The organism is Paenibacillus sp. J22P51, assembly GCF_059692215.1.
This window is the reverse complement of the sequence record NZ_JCAUAZ010000005.1, coordinates 295,819-317,805: the sequence shown is the minus strand read 5'-3', so window position 1 is coordinate 317,805 and position 21,987 is coordinate 295,819. Positions and strand designations below refer to the sequence as shown.

The 21,987-nt window shown below is 45.6% G+C and carries 18 protein-coding genes; 16 read left to right on the top strand and 2 right to left on the bottom strand.

Features of this window, described 5'->3' with window-relative positions:
* The first annotated feature begins 25 nt into the window (after positions 1 to 25).
* The 14 genes from AC58QC_RS14510 (at position 26) to AC58QC_RS14445 (ending at position 17,027) form a co-directional block, all read left to right on the top strand.
* Entirely contained in the window at positions 26 to 529 is a 504-nt protein-coding gene (locus AC58QC_RS14510) for a hypothetical protein (RefSeq protein ID WP_497415828.1), read from the top strand.
* A gap of 265 nt (positions 530 to 794) precedes the next feature.
* Complete coding sequence (locus AC58QC_RS14505) at positions 795 to 1,709, top strand: DMT family transporter (RefSeq protein ID WP_497415827.1); 915 nt, start codon at positions 795 to 797, stop codon at positions 1,707 to 1,709.
* A gap of 233 nt (positions 1,710 to 1,942) precedes the next feature.
* Positions 1,943 to 2,578, top strand: coding sequence for a helix-turn-helix transcriptional regulator (locus AC58QC_RS14500; RefSeq protein ID WP_497415872.1), 636 nt, complete (start codon positions 1,943 to 1,945; stop codon positions 2,576 to 2,578).
* A gap of 16 nt (positions 2,579 to 2,594) precedes the next feature.
* Complete coding sequence (locus AC58QC_RS14495; RefSeq protein WP_497415826.1) at positions 2,595 to 3,398, top strand: pyruvate, water dikinase regulatory protein; 804 nt, start codon at positions 2,595 to 2,597, stop codon at positions 3,396 to 3,398.
* 46 nt (positions 3,399 to 3,444) lie between these two features.
* Positions 3,445 to 4,410: a class II fructose-bisphosphatase gene (gene glpX, locus AC58QC_RS14490; RefSeq protein WP_497415825.1), complete on the top strand. Its 966-nt coding sequence runs from the start codon at positions 3,445 to 3,447 to the stop codon at positions 4,408 to 4,410.
* Positions 4,411 to 4,507: 97 nt separating this feature from the next.
* Positions 4,508 to 5,173, top strand: a complete 666-nt coding sequence (locus tag AC58QC_RS14485; RefSeq protein WP_497415824.1) for a hypothetical protein — start codon at positions 4,508 to 4,510, stop codon at positions 5,171 to 5,173.
* Between the two features lie 178 nt (positions 5,174 to 5,351).
* Positions 5,352 to 6,437 (top strand): Gfo/Idh/MocA family protein, encoded by a 1,086-nt coding sequence (locus AC58QC_RS14480; RefSeq protein WP_497415823.1) that lies wholly within the window; start codon positions 5,352 to 5,354, stop codon positions 6,435 to 6,437.
* A 178-nt stretch (positions 6,438 to 6,615) separates the two neighbouring features.
* Positions 6,616 to 7,398: an SDR family NAD(P)-dependent oxidoreductase gene (locus AC58QC_RS14475; protein ID WP_497415822.1), complete on the top strand. Its 783-nt coding sequence runs from the start codon at positions 6,616 to 6,618 to the stop codon at positions 7,396 to 7,398.
* A 489-nt stretch (positions 7,399 to 7,887) separates the two neighbouring features.
* Positions 7,888 to 9,009: a glycoside hydrolase family 88 protein gene (locus tag AC58QC_RS14470; RefSeq protein ID WP_497415821.1), complete on the top strand. Its 1,122-nt coding sequence runs from the start codon at positions 7,888 to 7,890 to the stop codon at positions 9,007 to 9,009.
* A complete protein-coding gene (locus tag AC58QC_RS14465) occupies positions 9,002 to 10,159 on the top strand; it encodes a DUF2264 domain-containing protein (protein WP_497415820.1) in 1,158 nt (385 codons plus the stop codon). The genes AC58QC_RS14470 and AC58QC_RS14465 overlap by 8 nt, the downstream gene beginning before the upstream one ends.
* A gap of 183 nt (positions 10,160 to 10,342) precedes the next feature.
* Complete coding sequence (locus AC58QC_RS14460; RefSeq protein ID WP_497415819.1) at positions 10,343 to 11,998, top strand: PucR family transcriptional regulator; 1,656 nt, start codon at positions 10,343 to 10,345, stop codon at positions 11,996 to 11,998.
* A gap of 123 nt (positions 11,999 to 12,121) precedes the next feature.
* Positions 12,122 to 13,237, top strand: coding sequence for an alanine dehydrogenase (ald, locus tag AC58QC_RS14455; protein WP_497415818.1), 1,116 nt, complete (start codon positions 12,122 to 12,124; stop codon positions 13,235 to 13,237).
* A gap of 1,159 nt (positions 13,238 to 14,396) precedes the next feature.
* On the top strand, positions 14,397 to 16,043 hold the full coding sequence (locus AC58QC_RS14450) for a hypothetical protein (RefSeq protein ID WP_497415817.1): 1,647 nt from the start codon (positions 14,397 to 14,399) through the stop codon (positions 16,041 to 16,043).
* A 24-nt stretch (positions 16,044 to 16,067) separates the two neighbouring features.
* Complete coding sequence (locus AC58QC_RS14445) at positions 16,068 to 17,027, top strand: acetylxylan esterase (protein ID WP_497415816.1); 960 nt, start codon at positions 16,068 to 16,070, stop codon at positions 17,025 to 17,027.
* 17 nt (positions 17,028 to 17,044) lie between these two features.
* Here AC58QC_RS14445 and AC58QC_RS14440 read toward each other — a convergent pair whose 3' ends face one another.
* Positions 17,045 to 17,962, bottom strand: coding sequence for a helix-turn-helix domain-containing protein (locus AC58QC_RS14440; RefSeq protein ID WP_497415815.1), 918 nt, complete (start codon positions 17,960 to 17,962; stop codon positions 17,045 to 17,047).
* A gap of 1 nt (position 17,963) precedes the next feature.
* Entirely contained in the window at positions 17,964 to 18,170 is a 207-nt protein-coding gene (locus tag AC58QC_RS14435; protein WP_477590763.1) for a YrzA family protein, read from the bottom strand.
* Positions 18,171 to 18,353: 183 nt separating this feature from the next.
* On the opposite strand from AC58QC_RS14435, the gene AC58QC_RS14430 reads away from it, so the two are divergent.
* Together AC58QC_RS14430 and AC58QC_RS14425 are read left to right on the top strand one after the other, a co-directional pair.
* Positions 18,354 to 20,108 carry an ABC transporter ATP-binding protein gene (locus AC58QC_RS14430; protein WP_497415814.1) on the top strand — a complete coding sequence of 585 codons (1,755 nt, stop codon included), beginning with the start codon at positions 18,354 to 18,356 and terminating at the stop codon, positions 20,106 to 20,108.
* Positions 20,092 to 21,912, top strand: a complete 1,821-nt coding sequence (locus tag AC58QC_RS14425) for an ABC transporter ATP-binding protein (protein WP_497415813.1) — start codon at positions 20,092 to 20,094, stop codon at positions 21,910 to 21,912. The genes AC58QC_RS14430 and AC58QC_RS14425 overlap by 17 nt, the downstream gene beginning before the upstream one ends.
* Positions 21,913 to 21,987: the final 75 nt, after the last annotated feature.

Sequence of the window (21,987 nt, the reverse complement as noted above, 5' to 3'; positions counted from 1 at the left end):
TGTATGATTGAAAGAGGTGATCTTGGTGGGAACACGGCTTTTATCGGAACAGCTTGTGAAAACACGCTTTCCCCATTTAAGGTACATCCGAATTCACACTTCAGATAAGTATAAGGCGACAATATATGCGTGGACGGAAGATATGCAATTAACAAGGCAAGATGCACTGAATGTGGAGAAATATGCGAACGCTTACTTGTATCCTTATGTCGTGTTCCAAGTTAAGGCGTATTGCGCGGTTCGAGCGGATAAAGTGCCATTACTGCAAGAAGTGCCAAACGAAATTGTTCAAACTGCACTCCGCTCAAACTTGAATCAATATGGTATTCTAGCTGCCATCAATCGGCAGTTCCCTTATGGGCGGTTGCGATTTAAGCATTATGATGTGATCAACAGCATCATTCTTTTCGATTTCGATGCATTAAAGCGAATGGAGGAGCAAGAGAAGGAATGCATGATGCGTTATTTACGCGAAATGATCCCACTTGGCTGCTTTTGTGAGGTTCAATTTCTGGAGGATGACATGTAGCATCCGTTGAATCATGCGGTAGTCTAAAAAAGTTAAACCTCAACTTGATAGCTCACCGGAAGTCTCCGAGACAACGGAGACTTTTCTATTTCGTTCATGTTGCTTAAAATGTTGTCTTATTTCCATATTTCTCTCAGATGAAATATTAATACTTGCCAATAGCATGCTTAGTCTGTATCTTTTTTCCAAGGGGCATTTTGAGTCTTAGATCATCCAGTGCCGTCTTAGAAGTAGATAACCTTAACTTAAAGGAGATACACATGCCATGCTGAAACGATCCCCGTACCTATTATTAATTCTCGCGACCTGTATTTGGGGAGGGAACTTTGTTGCAGGTAAGGCACTGGTCTTACATATCCCGCCAATTGCATTGGCAGCCGGTCGATGGGGGATTGCTTTCTTGTGTTTACTACCCTTCTTTGGCAAAGCAGCTTGGCAGCTTAAAAATGAACTCTTAGCTAATTGGAAAATGGTGCTGTTCCTCTCCCTGACAGGAGTAGCGGGATTTAACTCACTCACGTATGTCGCGGTCCAATACACGGGCTCCATTAACGCATCACTAATGAATTCGGCGACGCCTATCTTTGTTGTTCTCATCACTTGGGCGGTTATGAAGGAAAGACTCGCCTGGTGGGCGCTGCCCGGTATCGGCGTATCTATCCTAGGCGTATGCTGGATCATTAGCCAAGGGGATTTGTCCGCGCTCCTCCAGTTATCTGCCAATAAAGGTGATTTGTATATGCTAATCGCTGTTTTATGCTGGGCTTTATATTCGGTAGGCATGAAAAAGCTGGCCGGTCGCTTCCCGGCGAGCCCCTTTTTACTAGTGCAAGTAACCGTAGCGCTAGTTGTATTAATTCCGTGTTCGACCATCGAGTGGATGATTAAGGCGCCTCATGTATCTTGGAGTCCTGCCTTGGTGAGCGGCTTATTGTATGTAGGAATCTTTGCATCGATCGTAGCGTTCCTGAGCTGGAATAAAGCGATTGAGCTTGCGGGTCCTCAGCGTTGTGCGGGCTTCCTCAACTTCATTCCCTTGTTTAGCGCAATCTTTGCAACAACCTTTACTGGCGAGTCGTTACAACTGTATCACTTGTTAGGTGCCTTCTTTATCGTGTTAGGTGTGTACATGACGAATATGGCGATGAAGAAGCAAATTCGCCTCTTTCTTCCAAAATAAATCAAACGCATGTCAAAATTTTTTTCTTGTAAAAAGAGTTTCCATCTCAAACGCCATTCTACCAATAAGGTAAAGATGGCTTTTTTTTGTCTAATTTTCCGAAATAGGTGATAAAAATTTCTTTTATAGGCAATAAACAACTTTATATTTCGATAAAATGTTATATAATGTACAATATATAATAAATAGAACATACTATATATATCGGTATTTTATAGCTTTAGGAGGGAAACATCATCGAGCTTACAGTCCGCCAGTTAGAAATTGTTGATCTTGTCGGCAAATATGCACCTATTACAGGAGAACGGATCGCTGAGCTGCTGGGAATTAGTCGACCAACCATTCGATCTGACTTAGCTGTTTTAGTGATGTTAAGGCATATTGATGCCAAGCCCAAGGTAGGTTATTTTCTTGGAACAGCAGCACTTGACATACACACACCATTCAAGCTAATCGAGTCTATGAAGGTGAAGGACGTTATGGGGATTCCCGTAATATTACAGGAATCTGTTTCGGTCAGCGATGCAGTCGTTACACTTTTTCTCGAAAATGTAGGAAGCCTAATGATCGTGAATTTAGAAGGTGCCCTAGTTGGCATTGTCTCACGTAAGGATTTACTCAAGGTAACGCTAGGACATGCAACGGCAACTGCTATGCCGGTATCGCTAGTGATGACCAGACAACCGAATATTATTACGGTGAAACCTGAAGATAGTGTGTTGGATGCAGCACGGAAAATGATTCATCATGAAGTTGACAGCTTACCTGTCGTCAAGGAAATCGAAGGCCGGGAAGGGCTGGAAGTGGTAGGCAGGATTACGAAAACAACGATGACCAAATTGCTGCTGGATGTAGCGCTGGGTACGTAAATCAGGGGGAGTTTACATGGGAGAGAAGCTGCATACCATCTTCGTTTGTTCGGATGCTGTAGGGGAAACGGCAAATACAGTTGTACAAGCAACGATAAGGCAGTTCAATGCAGATCAAGTTAGCGTCAAGAGGCACGGTTCCATCCGAACGGAAGACGAAGTGCGTGCGATTGTAGAAGAAGCATCAAGGCTAAAGGGCTTTATTGCCTACACCCTCGTGCTGCCAGAGCTAAGAGAAATGATGCGGCAGGAAGCCATCCGGTTGAACGTAAATGCAATCGATATTATGGGTCCCATGATGCAAGCCTTTATCGACACGTTTAAGGATTCGCCCAAAAGAAAAGTCGGTCTGCTCTATCAATTAGATGAACAATATTATCAACGGGTTGAAGCCGTTGAGTTTACCGTCAATAGTGATGATGGCAAGGATCCTAGCACCATGAAACAGGCACATATTGTGCTCCTGGGACCATCCAGGACGTCGAAGACTCCGCTTAGTATTTATTTAGCCCACAAAGGATTTAAAGTGTCGAATTATCCCCTCGTACCCGAGGTTAAACCTCCAGCCATTTTACATGAACTGGATCCGAAGAAATTGGTCGGACTCACGATGAGTGTTGATAAGTTGGTTGGCATTCGTACGGAACGTTTGAAAGCTGTTGGACTTCCTTATGGAGCCAAATATGCTACGAAAGAGCGAATTGAGGAAGAATTAGCTTTTGCCATGAGATTGTATCGTGAGTTGGGTTGTTCGGTTATTGATGTGAGTGAGAAAGCGATTGAGGAAACAGCAGGCTTAATATTGGCTGAAAGAGCATAACGCATCAAACAACGAATCAAACCAATTTGGAGAGGGTGGATCGCTCATGGAAAGAGACTTGTCGTTGGAAATCGTACGGGTAACAGAGGCCGCAGCAATCGCATCGGCAAGCTGGACAGGAAAAGGAAATAAGATAGATGCGGATGGGGCTGCAACTTCTGCGATGCGAGAATATTTTAGCGCCGTTCCTTTTCGGGGGACAGTTGTCATAGGTGAAGGGGAAATGGATGAAGCTCCCATGCTTTATATCGGAGAAGAGGTAGGCAATGGGACTGGGCCTGAATATGATGTGGCGGTTGATCCGTTAGAGGGAACAGATATTGTAGCAAGCGGCCGGAACAATGCATTGTCCGTTGTTGCCATTGCAGAGAAGGGCAATCTCCTTCATGCCCCGGATATGTATATGGCGAAGCTGGCCGTAGGGCCGCGTTTGGCTGGCAAGCTGAGTCTCGATGAACCGCTGGAGGTAACCATTCAGAAAGCGGCAAGCTTACTGCAAAAGGATATCTCAGAGCTTACCGTTTCCATTCTGGATCGTAATCGGCATGCCGAGCATATCATGATCCTGCGCAAGCTAGGTGTCAAAATTTATTTGCTCAGTGACGGCGATGTGGCTGGTGCGATGGCAGTAGCCTTCCCAGAAACAGGCATTGATCTACATGTAGGCTCCGGTGGTGCACCTGAGGGTGTGCTTGCAGCTGCTGCCTTGCGTTGCATGGGAGGCGAATTACAAGGACGGTTACTGCCAGAGAATGAGGAGGAACGCCTTCGTTGCCTAGAAATGGGGATTTCCGATCCATCGAAAGTGTTAAGTATGCGTGATCTTGTGGGAGATTCCGATATCATCTTCGCAGCAACAGGTGTAACCTCGGGCGATTTCTTAAATGGTGTCAAATATGGCTGGGGCGGTCGTGCACACACCCATTCGGTCGTCATGAGAGCTCAAACGCAGACCGTGCGGTTCATCCAATGTGTCCACCAGCTGCATGGGGAGCAGCGCGGGAGCGCATAATCCTCTGAACATCCAATCATCCATTATTTTGCTATTCATGTGCCAAGTTCCCCTCCGCATATACTTGTGTTGAGAAGATGCGAAAAGAGGGATAACCATGAGCTTGTCTTCAATTGATTTTCTTTCCGTCGTCCGCAGCTGTATACCTCAGGAGGCCGAGATTGTCGTGCTGCAGCAGGAGGGAAGTCCCGCGGCGATCCTATATGCCGATGTGGATGGTGATGGATTTCCAGAAATCACAGCCTTGTATAGATATTTAGATAATCAATATTTATTCTCCTTGAAGGAATATTCCGGCAATTGGTTTCCAATCGGCTCAGCCTCCACAGGCAGAGGGCAGGCAGTGAAGGATTTTGCTGCAGCTCCGGTGTCGCGCAAAGAAGGCTGGGACGTCATCATCGGCTGGCAAAGGGCGGAAGAACCCATTGCAGAGCTGGATATTATTCAATGGACGCAGACAGGTTTCCAACGTGTCATTCCACCTGGTACGTCGTATTCACACTTGGAAATTGAGGATATGCCAACCCGAAACGGCCCTGATGGACTCTGTGAAATAGCCCTGTGGACGCAAGAGCAAGGCCAGGCGTATCGCGTAGAGACCTATCGCTGGGATCCTTATCGACTGGTGCCGACCAGTGATGTGCATGGGTATTATTTTCAAAAGGTCGCTCGCTATTACGAGGATTTAACGAAAGAGCAACCGAACGAGCAGCTCTATCGGAGCTATTTGGAGGATGCCCAAAAGCGCGCAGGCGGAAGCTAAGGATACTTAACTAGGGGCCAGGGGAGATATTCTCCTGGTTTTTTGTTATGTCGTATTTTCTGAGTATAGTTGTCCGAAAGTTAGACTAAAAATGAGCGTTTTCATGTGCTACATTTAATGAAGTTGTCTAGATATCATATACTTGGTTGCAAGGAATAAACCTACTGGAGGTCGTCACATGTCACGTAAGTATCGAATTGGAATTATTGGTTGCGGTGGAATTGCGAATGGTAAGCATTTACCTAGTTTGAGCAAGCTGTCAAATGTTGAATTAGTCGCATTTTGTGACATTGTTCAAGAGAGCGCAGCAACGGCTGCAGCGAAATATGGAATTGAAGGCGCGCTAGTTTGCGAGGATTATAAAGAAGTATTGCAAGATGCCACGATTGACATTGTGCATGTATTAACACCGAATATTTCACATGCGGAAATTTCGATTGCGGCACTTGAGGCAGGCAAGCATGTTATGTGCGAGAAGCCGATGGCGAAGACTGCAGAAGATGCGAAGCGCATGGTTGAAACCGCGAAGCGCACGGGTAAAAAACTGACCATTGGCTATAACAACCGTTTCCGTGCGGATAGTCAGCATTTGAAAAATGTCTGTGCGGAGGGTGAGCTAGGGCACATTTATTTCGCAAAAGCTCATGCGATTCGCCGTCGTGCTGTACCTACATGGGGTGTTTTCCTTGACGAAGAGAAGCAAGGTGGAGGCCCGTTAATCGACATCGGTACACACGCACTAGATCTTACACTGTGGATGATGGATAACTATAAGCCAAAAGTTGTATTAGGTACGTCCTATCATGAATTGTCCCAAAAAGAAAATGCTGCTAATGCATGGGGACCATGGGATCCAAGTAAATTTACCGTTGAGGATTCCGCTTTCGGGATGATCGTGATGGAAAATGGTGCGACCATTATGCTCGAATCCAGCTGGGCGTTAAATACGCTTGAAGTGGATGAAGCGAAATGCTCGCTTAGTGGTACAGAGGGTGGAGCAGACATGAAAGGCGGACTTCGCATCAATGGTGAGAAGCATAGCCGTTTGTACACCACTGAGGTTGAATTGAAAACAGGCGGTGTTGCTTTCTACGACGGAAAAAGCGAAAGTGCTGCAGATAAGGAAATGCGTGCTTGGATCAATGCCATTGACCAAGATATTGAACCAGTTGTGACACCAGAGCAAGCTTATGTGGTTTCGCAAATTCTTGAAGCTATTTACGAGTCTGCTCGTACAGGGAAAGCTGTTTATTTAAATCAATAGATCTCGAATAAGTGAAAAGCCATTAGGACATTGGTCCTGATGGTTTTTTGTCGTAGTTGGGGTACACATTTTTTATTTGAGATTTGAAAAATGGCGTAGAGATGGCGTATGCTAATCCTTGTGTAGGAATTATTCCGTTTATAGAAGGAAACTTATCGAAGGAAAGGAAGCGAAAGCTATGGATTTAGGCTTACAAAATAAGGTCGCCTTAATTACAGGAGGAAGTAAAGGAATCGGGCTTGCAACGGCCATTTCTCTATCCCGTGAGGGGGCGAAAGTAGCCATACTCGCTCGAAATGAAGAGCAGCTTAAAGAGGCTGCCATACAAATTGCCAATTTGACCGAGGGTGAAGTGCTCACGATTCAAGCAGATGTGACATCGGAAGCCGATTGTGGGCGTGCGGTTGAAGAGACGGTTCATCGTTTTGGTGGATTACATATTCTTGTGAATAATGCAGGTACATCATCTGCTGCGCCTTTTGAGCAGGTAGGCACGGAAGTATGGCGTCAGGATTTGGAGCTGAAATTGTTCGGAGCGATTCACTGCTCGCGTTATGCGATTCCCCACATGCGAGAGGCAGGTGGCGGCTCGATCGTGAATATCACGACCTCCGCTGCCAAAACACCTCCAGCATCTTCGCTCCCAACTTCCGTCAGCAGAGCTGCTGGATTGGCCTTGACGAATGCGATGAGCAAGGATCTGGGCTCGGCTCAGATTCGTGTGAACACGGTATGTATTGGAACGATTCGCAGTGACCAGATTGAGAAGGTATGGAAAAGAGTGGCACCAGACCTAACCTGGGAGGAATTCGCTAGTGATCCAAGGCACGATATTCCTCTTGGCCGTATCGGCAATGCGGAGGAGGCGGCCAATGTGATCACCTTTTTAGCATCGGATGCTGCCTCTTACGTTACTGGAACTTCTGTGAACATCGATGGTGGAAAAGGCGCAGCCCTATAGATTCAAGTCCTGCAAGCAGTCTAAAACAACAAAGCCTATGTCTCTCCAATCATGGAAAGCCATAGGCTTTGTTCTTCTTCTATGTTTCTTAGGGCATGGGTTTGAATTACGCTCTGCGTTTCTTTCTTAGATACCAGACGACCATCGAGATAGCGTCCCGGATTGAAGTGTTTTGGTGAAAAGCTAATGTCATTGTCATAAGCAAGAAACCTCCCTAACCCTGAAAGAATGTCATGCATGAATAGTATTACGTAAGAAAGATGACGATGGTTCTATTTTTTTTAGTGGGGGTTGCCTATTTTTTTGAAAATAAAAATGATATGCTTCACAATTACGCTCTCGTCCAAGAAGGACGATTTAGTCGTTAATTTTACTTGACAGGTTAAACGTTTCAAATTAATCTAGAAGTGGGTGTTAAACGTTTAACAAGTTAGTCGACTGAAGCAAGAATGGTGTAACCTATAACAAGTGATACGGAGTGATTCTAACATGTGGAAACAAGCTATTGAGGATGCTTTGCAGAAAACGAAAGTAAATATTGAGCGTTTCGGGGACCAGTTCCCTCATGTCAGTGAGAACGATATTTATCATTTGAATCCGAATACCGATTGGACAGATGGCTTCTGGTCAGGCATCTTGTGGCTGAGCTATCAGTACAGCGGGGACAAAGTGTTTCAAGAGGCTGCACAGAAAACTGTTGCAAGTTTTAAGCAAAGACTTGAGAATAATGTTGTTTTAGATCATCATGATATCGGCTTCCTCTATTCCTTATCTTCGAAGGCACAATGGATCCTTGAAAAGGATGAAAATGCGAGACAGCTTACACTGCAAGCGGCAGATGTGTTGATGAAGCGTTGGAGACCGAAAGGCCAATACATTCAAGCTTGGGGACCTGAGGGTGACGAGAAAAACGGCGGGCGGATCATTATCGATTGCCTATTGAATTTACCTTTGTTGTACTGGGCTTATGAGCAAACTGGTGAAGCTAAATATAAAGAAGTTGCAATCATACATGCTGATTTGTCGCGTCGCTATTTGGTACGTGGTGATGATTCCTCTTATCATACGTTCTATTTCGATCAAGAGACGGGTGAACCTTTACGCGGTGGGACGCATCAAGGTTATCATGATGGATCAACATGGACGCGAGGCCAAGCATGGGGGATTTACGGCTTTGCACTCTCCTATCGTTATACGAAAAACCCACTCTACCTAGAGACGGCCAAACGTTTAGCACGTTATTTCTTCGATCGTCTTCCTGCGGATGATGTGGTGTATTGGGATTTCAATGCGCCTGTGAATGCCGAAACGAAACGCGATAGCTCTGCATCTGCGATTGCTTCTGCGGGAACTTTGGAAATTTTGGAGCACTTGGCAGCGGATGATCCAGATCGTGCTATTTTAGAAAATGGCGTACAACGTTCGATGGCTGGGTTAGTTAAATCTTACGCTACAATTGGTAAACCGGATGCACAAGGGTTTCTTGAGCGCGGTTCATACAGCGTACGCGGTGGTGCAGCACCAGATGATTATGTAATTTGGGGCGACTACTATTATCTAGAAGCATTGCTTCGTTTAGAAAAAGGTTTCAAGGGGTACTGGTATGAATAATTCACAAACGACAGGAGGAACAGATCGCGCATATTGGTTACAGACGATGCTGCGTATTACAGAGCCTGTGATTCGAGCGCTTGCAGCTAGAAAGCTTCGCGCTACGATGCCTGTTGAATGTAAACAAGAGGTGCAGCGTGAATACACGCATCTCGAAGCATTTGGTCGTTCGCTTGTTGGTATGGCTCCTTGGCTGGAGACACCTGCACTGGATGCAGAAGAAGAAAAGCTCCGTCTGGAATATGGACAGTTGGTTCGCGAAGCTATGGATGCGGCTACTGACCCAGAATCTCCTGATTTCTTGAACTTCGCGCAAGGGAGACAGCCGATCGTAGATACGGCTTTCCTAGCAAATGCTATTCTGCGTGCACCTAATACGCTATGGCATAGCCTAGATGCTAGAGTCCAAGCGAATCTCGCGGCAGCGATGAAAGCCACACGGACGCGCAGACCTGCTTTTAATAATTGGCTTCTTTTTGCAGCCATGACGGAAACAGCGCTTGGCGTTATGGGTGAAGATTGGGATCATATGCGGGTTGATTTTGCGCTAAAGCAGCATGAGCAGTGGTATCTAGGAGACGGCATGTATAGTGATGGCGTCGATTATCATGCGGATTATTACAACAGCTTTGTAATCCAGCCCATGATGGTGGACATCATTGAACACGTTGGAGCGACTTATGAGGATTGGGGCAACATGCGTGCGAATGTCCTGAAGCGGGCTCAGCGCTATGCAGCTGTGCAGGAACGCACGATATCGCCAGAAGGAACATTCCCAGTGATTGGTCGCTCGTTAGCCTATCGTTTCGGTGCTTTTCAGGCGCTTGCACATACAGCGTTACGACACGAGTTGCCTACGGGGGTTTTACCAGCACAAGTGCGCGGTGCGCTGACTGCTGTTATTCGCAGGTTGATTGAAGCGCCAGGCACCTTCGATGAGGCTGGCTGGTTGAGAATTGGACTTTGCGGTTATCAGCCTGAAATTGGGGAGACCTATATTTCCACTGGAAGCTTATACTTATGCTCCGCGGTGTTTCTACCGCTTGGTTTACCAGCTGATGATGAGTTCTGGCAGGGTGCAGCTGCACCATGGACCTCGCAAAAGGTTTGGTCAGGCCAAACGGTTGCCATCGATAAGGCATTATATTAGAGTTCGAAGGACTGTCGCTGATGCGACAGTCTTTTTCTTTTTGGATAGACGCTCTTTTTCGTGTACACTTAAGCATGAAATGATTGAAGATTGCAGTTCATTTTTTGTCCACATATATTCTGGATGATAGATTGTGGATAACTTTTGAAGACGAGTAGATCGAGAAGAGAGAAGTGACTTTACATGCATCAACACTATCAATTAACCGTTGAAGAGGTACTTACGCGTCCTTCTTTTCAACATGCTTATATCGCGGCTGGCAAAATGGGTTTAGGACGGCTTGTACGTTGGGTACACATCATTGAAGTGATTCAGTTTGAACAGCTGCTGCAAGGTGGCGAGATGATTCTAACCACAGGGGCTGCTTTTAAAGACGATACAGGATCCTTCATGACCTATTTGGACCAGTTAATACATAGAAACGTAACCTGTCTCTGTATCGAGATGGGGCATTACATCACCTCGGTTCCGCAAGCTTGGATGGATGCGGCTGAAGCACACGATTTTCCGCTCATAATTTTCCCAGAAGCCGTGCGGTTTATTGATATCACCCAGGATATTCATGCTCATATTATTAATCAGCATCATAAAGCGCTGCAGGATTTGGAGAAAATATCGCGCGAATTTCATCGCATGACTTTATCTTCTCGAGGCGTTTCGCATGTGCTTGCGCTGCTGCAAAGCAGTACCAAAAGCCAAGTCATTTATGTCCCTGTCGATGCGCAGCCGAAATTCACTCCACCGCTTGGGAAACGCGAGTCAACGAAATGGCTCCACTTTCTGGCAAGCCGAAGCGCAGATAGCGGGGATGAGGGTCCAGGCGCAGTACCGTATTTTGAAGATGTTGAAGGTCAAACGGTCATTGTTCAACCAGTCGGGGCAATGGGCAAAACCTGGGCTCACATTCTGCTCATCTTGGATCGTAAGCCGCAAGAATACGAGTATTTAATTCTGGATTCGGCCTCCCTTTCCATTGCGCAGGATTTATTACGGAAACGCTATATGGAAGAGCGGAAATTGTACTCGCAAACGCTGTGGGTTGATGATTTGCTCCATATGCGCATTCACGATGAAGAACAGATCAAGGTGCTGATTGGTGCTGAATTTAAGCGGCTGAATGCGCTGACCTTTCAGGTGATTTTACTTGAATTTGAACAAGAGCACGAAGAAGAACAACCTGCAGAAGACGACGGCATAGAGTCTGCTGGTTTACACTTGTCACTTGCGGCACGGGCCATTTTCGAAGGGCAGTTGTTTCATCCATTAATTACTCTAAAGCACAACAGGCTTGTTGTCGTCGCGTTCGATAAGGCTCCCAAAAAGCCAGCGAAAGAGCGGCTGCAGCACGTTTTTGAATCGCTTCAGGGGATGAAGGATAACGAGGGAATCCGATTGAAAATCGGGATTGGGCAGCCGAATCAAAGCTTCCTGCAGGCGCATCGCAGCTATCAGCAAGCACTTCAAGCGTTGTCGTTAACGGTCACTTTGCAGCAGAAGAACGTCATGTTTTATGATGAGCTGGGCGTATTTGAGCTGTTATTTCATATTGCTGACAAAGGGATTCTGGAGTCCTTTATTCGCTCCTATCTCGGCCCGATCATTGATCACGATAACCTGAAAGGCAGTGAGCTGCTGCGAACGCTTAAGGTATATCTAGATCATGACGGTTCAAAGCAAATCGCTGCCCAGCAACTTTTTATCGTAAGACAATCTTTGTATTATCGTTTGGACAAAATTGAAGAGCTGCTCGGCGCGGATTATATGCTTCCTGAGCAAAGATTGGCGCTGCAAGTAGGGATTAGAGCCTATCAGCTCCTGTACCCGGAGAGGAAATTGTGAAAAGAACAGTGGTCAATTTTTGACAAAATGTCTAATGGAACGTATTCGTTTCTCTCTTATACTTGGAGACAAGTAGAGAGCGATCCTTCAATTAACGGGGTCCTCAAGAGAGGTTGATGGGGCATGATTATTGGGGTACCTAAAGAAATTAAAAATAATGAGTTTCGCGTTGGCATGACACCGAGCTCGGTGCTATCATACAAAAAAGCAGGTCATGAAGTTAGAATCGAAACCTTAGCAGGGCACAGTATTGGATTCACGGATGATGATTACGCATCAGCAGGAGCAACGATTGTTGCAACCGCTGCAGAGGTTTGGTCATCTGATATGGTAGTCAAAGTAAAAGAACCGCTCCCAGAGGAGTATGGATTCTTCCATGAAGGATTGATTCTGTACACGTATCTACACCTTGCACCTGAGGCGGAATTGACACATGCCTTGGTGAGCAAAAAAGTGACAGCCATCGCCTATGAAACCATTCAGCTTGACAATGGAAGCTTACCGCTATTAACGCCAATGAGTGAAGTGGCTGGACGAATGTCCGTGCAGATCGGTGCTCACTTTTTGGAGAAAGCGCATGGCGGCAAAGGGATTTTACTAGGTGGTGTACCGGGTGTTGAGCCAGGTAAAGTCGCTGTTATCGGTGGCGGTATCGTCGGCGCCAATGCGGCAAAAATGGCCATCGGCCTCGGCGCTGAAGTGACGATCATAGACTTGAATGCCGACCGTCTACGTCAACTGGATGATCTGTTTCAAGGACGCGTGAAAACGATCATGTCCAATCCTTACAACATCGCAGAAGTCGTACGTTCCGCTGATTTAGTCGTTGGCGCGGTACTCATCCCAGGAGCTCGTGCACCTCGCCTCGTGACGGAGGAAATGGTGAAAACGATGAGCCCAGGCAGTGTGATCATTGACGTTGCGATTGATCAAGGTGGATCGATCGAGACGATCGACCGTATTACTACCCATGATCAACCAACCTATGTGAAGCATGGTGTTATCCATTATGCCGTAGCTAACATGCCGGGAGCTGTGGCTCGCACATCCACATTGGCTTTGACGAATGTCACAACAACCTATGGTTTGCAAATTGCGAGCAAAGGATACGGACGCGCAGCGCTCGACAACAAAGCCATTGCCAAAGGGATTAATGTGGCACAAGGTCACGTAACCTACCAGGCTGTTGCAGAGGCGCATGGATATACGCATACCGATATTTATTCGTTGATTCAGTAGAACAAAATTGAAGGACCTCCGCAAAATTGTGGAGGTTCTTTTTTATTAGAAAGCTGACTATTTACAATAAAAGCAGAAGAGTACCTATGGTTCTGGAGGTGTATGTCATTTCAGTTAACCGCATTAGGTGGAGATTTGTGTAACTCGTGTGAGGAGGCTTCTAAAAGAGAATAGATACTCGGGAAAATCGAGTTACGCATGGCGACCATGGCAAAAGGAGTAGTGTAAGTCGAAAAAATCGAGTTACGCGTGGCTCGCATGGCAAAAGGAGTAGCGTAAATCGAAAAAATCGAGTCGCGTGGCGAGAATGGCAAAAGGAGTAGCGTAAGTCGAAAAAATCGAGTTACGAATGGCGAGCATGGCAAAAGGAGTAGCGTAAGTCGAAAAAATCGAGTTACGCGTGGCGAGCATGGCAAAAGGAGTAGCGTAAGTCGAAAAAATCGAGTTACGAATGGCGAGAATGGCAATAGGAGTAGCGTAAGTCGAAAAAATCGAGTTACGAATGGCGAGAATGGCAATAGGAGTAGCGTAAGTCGAAAAAATCGAGTAACACGTGGCGAGAATGGCAATAGGAGTAGCGTAAGTCGAAAAAATCGAGTTATGCGTGGCGACCATGGCAGGAGTAGTAGTGTAAGTCGATTAAATCGAGTAACGCGTGTGCCTGGGCGCCAAAACGGGAAGGTGGAGTCCTTCTTATGGCAGGTGATATTTTGAAGTGTAGCAACAACGTAGAAAGTGTGGAAAACGTGGAATAGTGGAATGTAATCAGAATTGGATTGAGAAGAGTTGAGAAAAGTAGGTACGGAACGTAGTTCCGCTATTTGGTTAAATTCGTGTGATTTCGCCGAGTTGTGGAACGTAGTTCCGCTAATGTCGTGATATCTAGGTTAAACAGGCTAAGAATAGAGAAATAGCGGAACCTCGTTCCGTTTCTCACCCGAAATAGGTGTTTTCGTGGAAATAGCGGAACCACGTTCCGTATGAACGCGACTAGCTGCCAACAGTCTTCCCCACATTTAATCCTCCCCCGTAACTTCGCATTGACGCTACATTTATTAACATATAAAATTGAACAAGTGAAACGTTTCAATAACGAAATATCAAGATTCTTTAATACTCAGAATTAAGCCACATAAGCTATTCAATAGGAGATGACAATTTGACTACAATACAGCAACGACAAGACGAAATCATTGCTACCATTGCGGCAGCTGCATATATACAGCCTGTACTAAGCAATGGGTTTCTTTTCGAAGGGGACGTTCGTGATAATTTCTACTACGCATCCTATCTGTTCGCCGCTTCAGTGGATCCTACAATCGCTTTCGATGGTGATCGCAACGAGGCGAAGGATAAAGCAGAGCGCATTCTTCTCCATTTGCTAGAGATCCAAGATCAGGAGCCATCCAGTGCTACCTACGGTCATTGGCCGCTTAACCTAAGACCAACGCCTCAAGAGGCGAAAAAGAATACATTACCCGTTGAGTTGATGGGGAGCTTGATGGTTTATTTTGCTCAGCGATATCAGGAACAGTTGAGCGAAGCCCTTCGGGTGGCTTTTGATAAGACACTTCGGCATATTTATGACAGCAACTTTTATCGGAAGCCAATCACGTCTTATAGTCACCACGAGGCCAAATATACGGCTGCGAAGTTGATTTTCGGATATCAGTACGAGGACACTGATTTACGTAAAGATGGCTTAGAAAGCTTACGAATGACACTCGAACGAGTAACAACGAAAGGGATGTCGGAGTACGGTGGACTGCCATGGTTCTGGCATTGGGTTCAGGCATTCACGTGTGCGTGGCAGCTGATCCAAGATACAGAAATCCGAACCGAGCTAACTCGCATGCTGGATTATCTTTGGAACGTTCGTGCAACGTATTACCTCGGAGGCGCATGGGTAGGTCCGCATTCACGGATTTGGCCGCATGATATGCCGAAGGATACGAATGTGCTGCATGATTACGTGCAATTCGGGGATTTCAAGCTGCCGGTTCACATGCCTAGAACGGAATATGCGGGTTTCCTTGTATATGAAGCACCTGCACATAGCCTGCAAACTGCCCTGCATCGGTCATCAGTACCAATCGAAATCAAACGACAAATTCCAAAGCAAATCAGTCAAGCTGAGCATGAGAATGATAATCTCCACAGCTATGTCTACATGACAGAGAACTTTGCAATGGGCGGTATGTGGGAGAGAATTCGCGAGTTTGATAACGAGCAGCACCGCTGGGACGTTGCCTTTCCGCTCAATTCCATGCAAGGCGTGAATCATGCTTATTTTTTCCATCCAGATTTGGAGCAGCCAGAAGGAGATTTACGACATCAGAGCGAATACACAGAAGTGCTTTTTCATCGGAATGTCATTATGGCTACGTACTCAATTCCAGAGGATCAGCCTTCCTACATCAAAGGGTGCTTACCTTTAGGGGAATGGGTGGAGGAGTCGGGCGGACTTTTTGGACGTATAGGAAACGTCCTTATGGCTGTATTCATCCAGCAACCGTACAACCGTGAGGTTCTTGAAGATCGCTGCTTTGTGACTAGCCGAGGTATAACGAATGCGGTCGTCGTCGAATGCATCGATCTTGCAGAAGCAGAGAGATACGGCATTCGCGATGTTCACCATTTTGCAGAAATGATGATGGGCAAGCAACCTAATTATGGTGCAAATAACACGATCACGTACAATTCTTTGACGAATCAAACGTTGTTATTAAGCGGCGATCCAACAAAGGAAATCACTAAACTTGTCGATGGTGAATCCATAGATTTTAATTCCTATTCGATCGCTTAAATTCATAGAAATGAGGTTGGACACATGCCAGCAATTGATTTCCCATTAGAGAAGCTTCTCACGTACGAAGGACGTAACCCTCGACCTGATGATTTTGATGCGTACTGGGAACGTGCGATCGCTGAAATGAAGGCAGTAGATCCCCAAATTGAGCTGCGCCCAAGTGAATTTCAAGTACCGTATGCAGATTGCTTTGATCTGTATTTCACAGGAGTAAAGGGAGCGCGTATTTACGCGAAATATATTCGTCCGAAGCATGTGACTGAGCCGCATCCAGCTATCGTTCAGTTTCATGGATATTCCGGAAATTCAGGGGATTGGCATGATAAGCTTTCCTACGTAGCACTGGGTTATTCCTTCTTCTCCATGGATTGCCGCGGTCAAGGCGGGTTATCCGAGGATGTTGGCGGAACCAAAGGGACGACATTAAGAGGGCACATTGTTCGCGGTTTGGACGATCATCCAGACCAGCTCTTATTCCGTGATATCTTCTTGGATACCGCACAGCTTGCGGGTATTGCGATGAATATGCCTGAGGTTGACCCTGCACGTGTAGGTGCGATGGGAGGCTCGCAAGGCGGTGCTTTGACCATTGCTTGTGCAGCGTTAGAGCCACGCATTAAGAAATTAGCACCCGTCTACCCTTTCCTCAGTGACTATAAGCGCGTATGGGAGATGGATTTGGCGAAGGATGCCTATCTAGAGCTGAAAGACTTTTTCCGCCGTCATGACCCACAACATAAGCGTGAGGAAGAATACTTTACCAAATTGGGTTACATCGATATTCAAAACTTAGCTAATCGCATCGAGGGTGATGTGATGATGGCTGTTGGTCTCATAGATACCGTATGCCCTCCGTCTACACAATTTGCCGCATATAATAAGATCAAATCAAACAAAAAGCTTGAAATCTTCCCTGATTTTGGACATGAGGGATTACCAGGCTTCGGTGATTTGACTCTCCAGTTTATGTTGGATCTTTAACAAAAACAAAACCACTCTCATTCTATCGATGTGAGTGGTTTTTTGCGCTCAGTCTGCTGCTGGCGATATTGGCTCGGTGTGACACCGATCATTTTTTTGAAAAGCTGATTGAAGAATTTCAAATCCTGATACCCAACACGTGCAGCAATGTCACTGATTTTATCGGGAGATTCACGCAAATACTGACAACAAGCTTCCAAGCGGGCATGCTGCACATACGTTGTGAAGCTCATGCCTGTGAGCTTTTTCAACTGTCGTTGAAGCTGACGTTCACTAATCGATAGCTTGATCGCCGCCTCTGCTAGTGTGATTGGACTGCTGCAATTCATACGAATAAAGCTCAGTAGATTTTCGATGCTTTTCATACTAGCTTGAGGAACCAGTGGAAATGGATCCAGCTTCGCACGATGCATGTACACAAGCAGCTGCTTTACACAAGCCTGCATAATGGTAATAAAGCCAACGCGACGAGCATTATACTCAAAATGTAATCGCTCGAACAGTGGCTGGAACTCACCGTTTTGCTCATGAAAGGAGAGAAATTCCACTTCGCCATTCGGCTCAACCGCTTTTTGAAAGAAAAGTGGAATTTCTTGCTCTCCCATCATCGTTGCATGCTGGAGCAATTGATTCATCCATGCCTGTGTAAAAATACAGTTATACACGATGAGCGGTTTCTTCTGATTCGCCCCAGAAGGGCGGAACACATGAGATATGCCAATTGGCAGAAAAAAGAGATCGCCTTTAGATACGTTCATGCTGACATTGTCAATATAATGGGAGCCGCTTCCTTCTGCCACATAGCTGATTTCGATGAAATCATGGGTGTGCTGCTGCATGTCGAAGGATTCGTGAACACGATTCACATAGAGGGGCAGTTCAGGCACGAAATACAAGTGGCCAGCCGTTTCCATAATGCTGCGCTTGATCGTCATCCTATTTCACTTTGAAATGAACAACAGCGCTATACAGCATTTTCCCCGCATTTGGGTCGAATACGATGTTATGCTGAATGGCATAAACATCTAGCATCAGCGCCTTGTTATTATCGATTTGTTCATTGATTTTCTTTTCAAGTGTTTTTAAATCATAGGCTTGAAAAAACTCAATTTTATTTTCAATACGATCTAAAATAAAGTCCATGATCCTGCGCCTCCTTCGTTATATGTAAATTTATGACGGCTTCTCTTATTATAACGTCAATATCTGATATAGGAAGTATATCTGAATAGGCGTATACTGGGAAATGATATGGGATCGGACGTTTAGAATACATGGTTTAAGCCTTACATGCCAGTCAAAATTGTAATGGGAAGTGATGTAGTTTTGAAGCCTACACGGTTATTGGTTGATTTCTTGAAAAAGAAATGGCCGTTGTATGTCATCGCCGCACTCTCTATTTCGGTAGGGAACATTGTTCACTCGTATTATCCCAAGCTCTTAGGGATGTTTACGGACCAGCTCCAGAAGGGTGGACTTAGTAAAAGCTTAATTGCTCAGTATAGTGTGCAGCTGCTCGTAATAGGTGTTACCTTTGGTGTATTGTGCGCGATTGGGCAATACATGATCATGCGTAACGGGCGCCGCTTCGAGTTCGAAACGAGAAATCGCTTATTCGATCATTTCACCCATTTGGGGGCAACCTTTTATTCGAAAAATGGTGTGGGCAAGCTGCTGAGCTACGTAATGAACGATGTCACAGTTATCCGTGAATCCATCTCATTAGGTATCAACCAAATTACGAACTCCGTCATTTTAATAGCTGCCGCGATCGTTTCGATGTTGTTTAGCTCCATTCCGTTGTATGTCATTCTTATCTGTATCGTGCCCTTATTACTTATTCCTGTGTTATCCGTTAGGTTTCAACCTGTGATTAAGGAACGATCCTTACAGGTCCAAGAAGCATTAGGAACGATGACCGAGTCAGCTGAGGAGCAATTCGGAGGCATCCGTGTCGCCAAGAAATTCGCTGTAGAACCAATTATGATTAGCCGATTTAGTGAAACGGTCGATCGCATACGTGACAATCAATTAAGGTTAATTCGACTTTCCTCGTTATTTGAAGCATTAATTCCGTTTCTGGGTGCGGTATCGTTAATTATTGCGATTGCCTTCGGAGGCTATTTGACGATTCATGGTCAAATTACGATTGGGCATTTCGTTGAATTAACGCTGTATATTCGGATGATGGTCAATCCCTTGCAGCAAATTGGACGTGTGATTAATGCGCTTCAACGCTCACGTGCTTCCTTGGAACGAGTGAATGAGCTGCTTGCGATGGAGTCGGAAATTAAGCAGAAGGAGCTTGCGCAGCCTACGCATCTTGATCAAGAAGAGATTCGCATAGAGCATTTGTCGTTCTCTTACCCAGACGATGAGGATGAAGTGCTCCATGATATATCACTTACGATTGAACCAGGGAAATCGATTGGTATTATTGGTAAAACCGGCAGCGGGAAATCCACCTTGATGAAAATCATGCTCCGAATCTATGATCCGCCAGAAGGGACCGTATGGATCGGAGATAGCGATATCCGTGATGTGACGCTTGAAAGCTTGCGAAATCAAATTGCTTACGTGCCGCAGGAGGGCTTTCTCTTTAGTACATCCATTCGGGATAATATTGCATTCTTCAAACGGGAATCCTCCATAGAACAAGTGGAGCATGCTGCCAATAAGGCGCAAATATTGTCCAGCATCGTTTCATTTCCGGAAAAGTTTGAGACAAAGCTCGGTGAGCGCGGTGTCACCTTGTCGGGTGGTCAGCGCCAACGAACGAGTTTAGCGAGAGGAATTATTAAGGATTCACCCTTAATGATTCTAGATGATAGCGTCAGTGCTGTAGATTCGGTGACGGAGAAGCACATTATTGATGCGATCAGGCAAGAACGATTGAATAAGACGACTATTTGGATTGCCCATCGTATCTCTGCACTCAAACACACCGATGAAATCATCGTGCTGCATGAGGGAAGAATCGTTCAACGCGGAACGCATGATCAATTACTTACGCAGGATGGCTTATATGCGGAGCTGTACGCGATACAGGAAGGAGGCAACGACGATGTTCAAGCGGAATAAACCTCCACAAGATCGTAAGCAAACACAAGCTTCATTTCGTTCGTTAGCCATATACGCCAAACCGCACAGATTCACATTTGTAGCCGTTGTCGTATGTGCGTTGTTAGGAATTGCTGCAGATTTGTTTCAGCCGTATTTGGTCAAAATTGCAATTGACGATAATCTGATGATCGGCAAAAATGACTTCACCTCGCTGATCATGATCTGCTTGCTGTATGGGGTGTTATCCATTTCGAGCTTGATTTTCAGCTATTTGCAAAATAATCTGCTGCAATTCGCAGGTCAGAGCATCGTAGCCAAAATCCGCAAGGATTTGTTCCAACATATTTTCAAGCAATCGATGTCTTATTATGATAAAACGCCAAGCGGCAGCCTCATCACACATGTGTCTAGCGATACAGAAACGTTGAACCAGTTTTTCACGCAGGTGCTCCTGAGCTTGGTACGAGACAGTATGACGCTGATCTTCATCATTGTACTTATGTATCACTTGGATCCAGTATTGACGATGTACAGTATGATTGTCATTCCTATCATCATGCTTATAGCGGTGAGCTTTCGCCAATATATGCGCAAAACCTATCAGCTTTCACGTTCAAAGTTATCACAAATGGTGGCTTTCACCGCTGAGAATTTATCGGGTATGCATCTAATTCAAGCGTTCCATCAAGAGAAGGAGCAGATGAGTCGCTTTACAGATAAGAACACGGGCTATTTCCGAGCGAACTTGAGAGAGATACGGACCAATGTATTATTCAACCGCTCTTTCGATATATTAGGGAACTTATCAGTTGCTTTTATTACTTGGATTGGTGGTATTGCCGTCTTCGATAAAGCGATCGAATTCGGTGTGCTCTATGCCTTCATCACCTATATTAGACAGTTTTTTCAGCCGATCAATAATATTACGCAGCAATGGAATACCCTGCAGTCCACACAAGTTTCCTTGACTCGGATATGGAACATTTTCTCGGCACAGCCTGAAGTGAAGGACAAAGAGGCTTCTGAGCTGATCCAGTTAAAGGATGTTAAAGGTGATATTCGCTTTGATCATGTTCATTTTGGATATCAGCAGGATACGGCTGTCATTGAAAATTTGGATTTACATATCGCTCCTGGCGACATGATCGGTATTGTGGGCACAACGGGTGCAGGCAAAAGTTCACTGATCAGCTTGCTGTGCCGCTTCTATGATGTCCAGGGAGGCAGCATTCGGATCGATGGCATCGATATTCGGGATATTTCTCAGGCAGATCTGCATCGGACGATTGGCTTGGTGCAACAAGAGCCTTACTTATATGCGGGAAGTATTGTTGAAAATGTGCGAATGTTCGATCCCCAGATTTCGCGAGAGACTGTTATTGATGCCTGCAAATTGGTCGGTGCGGATACGCTGATCACACGCATGAAGGATGGGTATGACACGCGCATTTCGGAGAGAGGAAGCGGGCTGTCGGCAGGCGAGCGACAATTGATTTCTTTTGCGCGCATCATCGTATTTCAGCCCAAGGTGCTTATTCTAGATGAAGCTACAGCAAATTTGGATTCGCAAACCGAACAACTCATTCAATCAGCGCTGAGCATTGTCGCAGAAGGAAGAACGACCATTGTGATTGCGCATCGGATCTCAACGATTATGCATGCTGACCGTATTATCGTGATGAGTCAAGGGGAAATTGTAGAAGAAGGAACACATGTAGAGCTGCTTGCACTCCGGGGCATCTATGAGCAATTGGTTTACCATTCACAAGGAAGTCATGCTCAAGGTAATGAAGCTGACGGTCGGGTTTCTTCCATAGGCTAATGATCAGGTACTAGGAATAGATAGTACTTCTCAAATCGGTGATCTCCTGTACAATTAGTAGTAAGTCGAGAGGAG

What these genes read in the sequence shown, in the direction of transcription:
- AC58QC_RS14505 (WP_497415827.1), top strand. Translation starts at nt 795, where the DNA reads ATGCTGAAACGATCCCCGTACCTATTATTAATTCTCGCGACCTGTATT.
- AC58QC_RS14495 (WP_497415826.1), top strand. Translation starts at nt 2,595, where the DNA reads ATGGGAGAGAAGCTGCATACCATCTTCGTTTGTTCGGATGCTGTAGGG.
- glpX (WP_497415825.1), top strand. Translation starts at nt 3,445, where the DNA reads ATGGAAAGAGACTTGTCGTTGGAAATCGTACGGGTAACAGAGGCCGCA.
- AC58QC_RS14485 (WP_497415824.1), top strand. Translation starts at nt 4,508, where the DNA reads ATGAGCTTGTCTTCAATTGATTTTCTTTCCGTCGTCCGCAGCTGTATA.
- AC58QC_RS14480 (WP_497415823.1), top strand. Translation starts at nt 5,352, where the DNA reads ATGTCACGTAAGTATCGAATTGGAATTATTGGTTGCGGTGGAATTGCG.
- AC58QC_RS14475 (WP_497415822.1), top strand. Translation starts at nt 6,616, where the DNA reads ATGGATTTAGGCTTACAAAATAAGGTCGCCTTAATTACAGGAGGAAGT.
- AC58QC_RS14470 (WP_497415821.1), top strand. Translation starts at nt 7,888, where the DNA reads ATGTGGAAACAAGCTATTGAGGATGCTTTGCAGAAAACGAAAGTAAAT.
- AC58QC_RS14465 (WP_497415820.1), top strand. Translation starts at nt 9,002, where the DNA reads ATGAATAATTCACAAACGACAGGAGGAACAGATCGCGCATATTGGTTA.
- AC58QC_RS14460 (WP_497415819.1), top strand. Translation starts at nt 10,343, where the DNA reads ATGCATCAACACTATCAATTAACCGTTGAAGAGGTACTTACGCGTCCT.
- ald (WP_497415818.1), top strand. Translation starts at nt 12,122, where the DNA reads ATGATTATTGGGGTACCTAAAGAAATTAAAAATAATGAGTTTCGCGTT.
- AC58QC_RS14445 (WP_497415816.1), top strand. Translation starts at nt 16,068, where the DNA reads ATGCCAGCAATTGATTTCCCATTAGAGAAGCTTCTCACGTACGAAGGA.
- AC58QC_RS14440 (WP_497415815.1), bottom strand. Translation starts at nt 17,962, where the DNA reads ATGACGATCAAGCGCAGCATTATGGAAACGGCTGGCCACTTGTATTTC.
- AC58QC_RS14435 (WP_477590763.1), bottom strand. Translation starts at nt 18,170, where the DNA reads ATGGACTTTATTTTAGATCGTATTGAAAATAAAATTGAGTTTTTTCAA.
- AC58QC_RS14425 (WP_497415813.1), top strand. Translation starts at nt 20,092, where the DNA reads ATGTTCAAGCGGAATAAACCTCCACAAGATCGTAAGCAAACACAAGCT.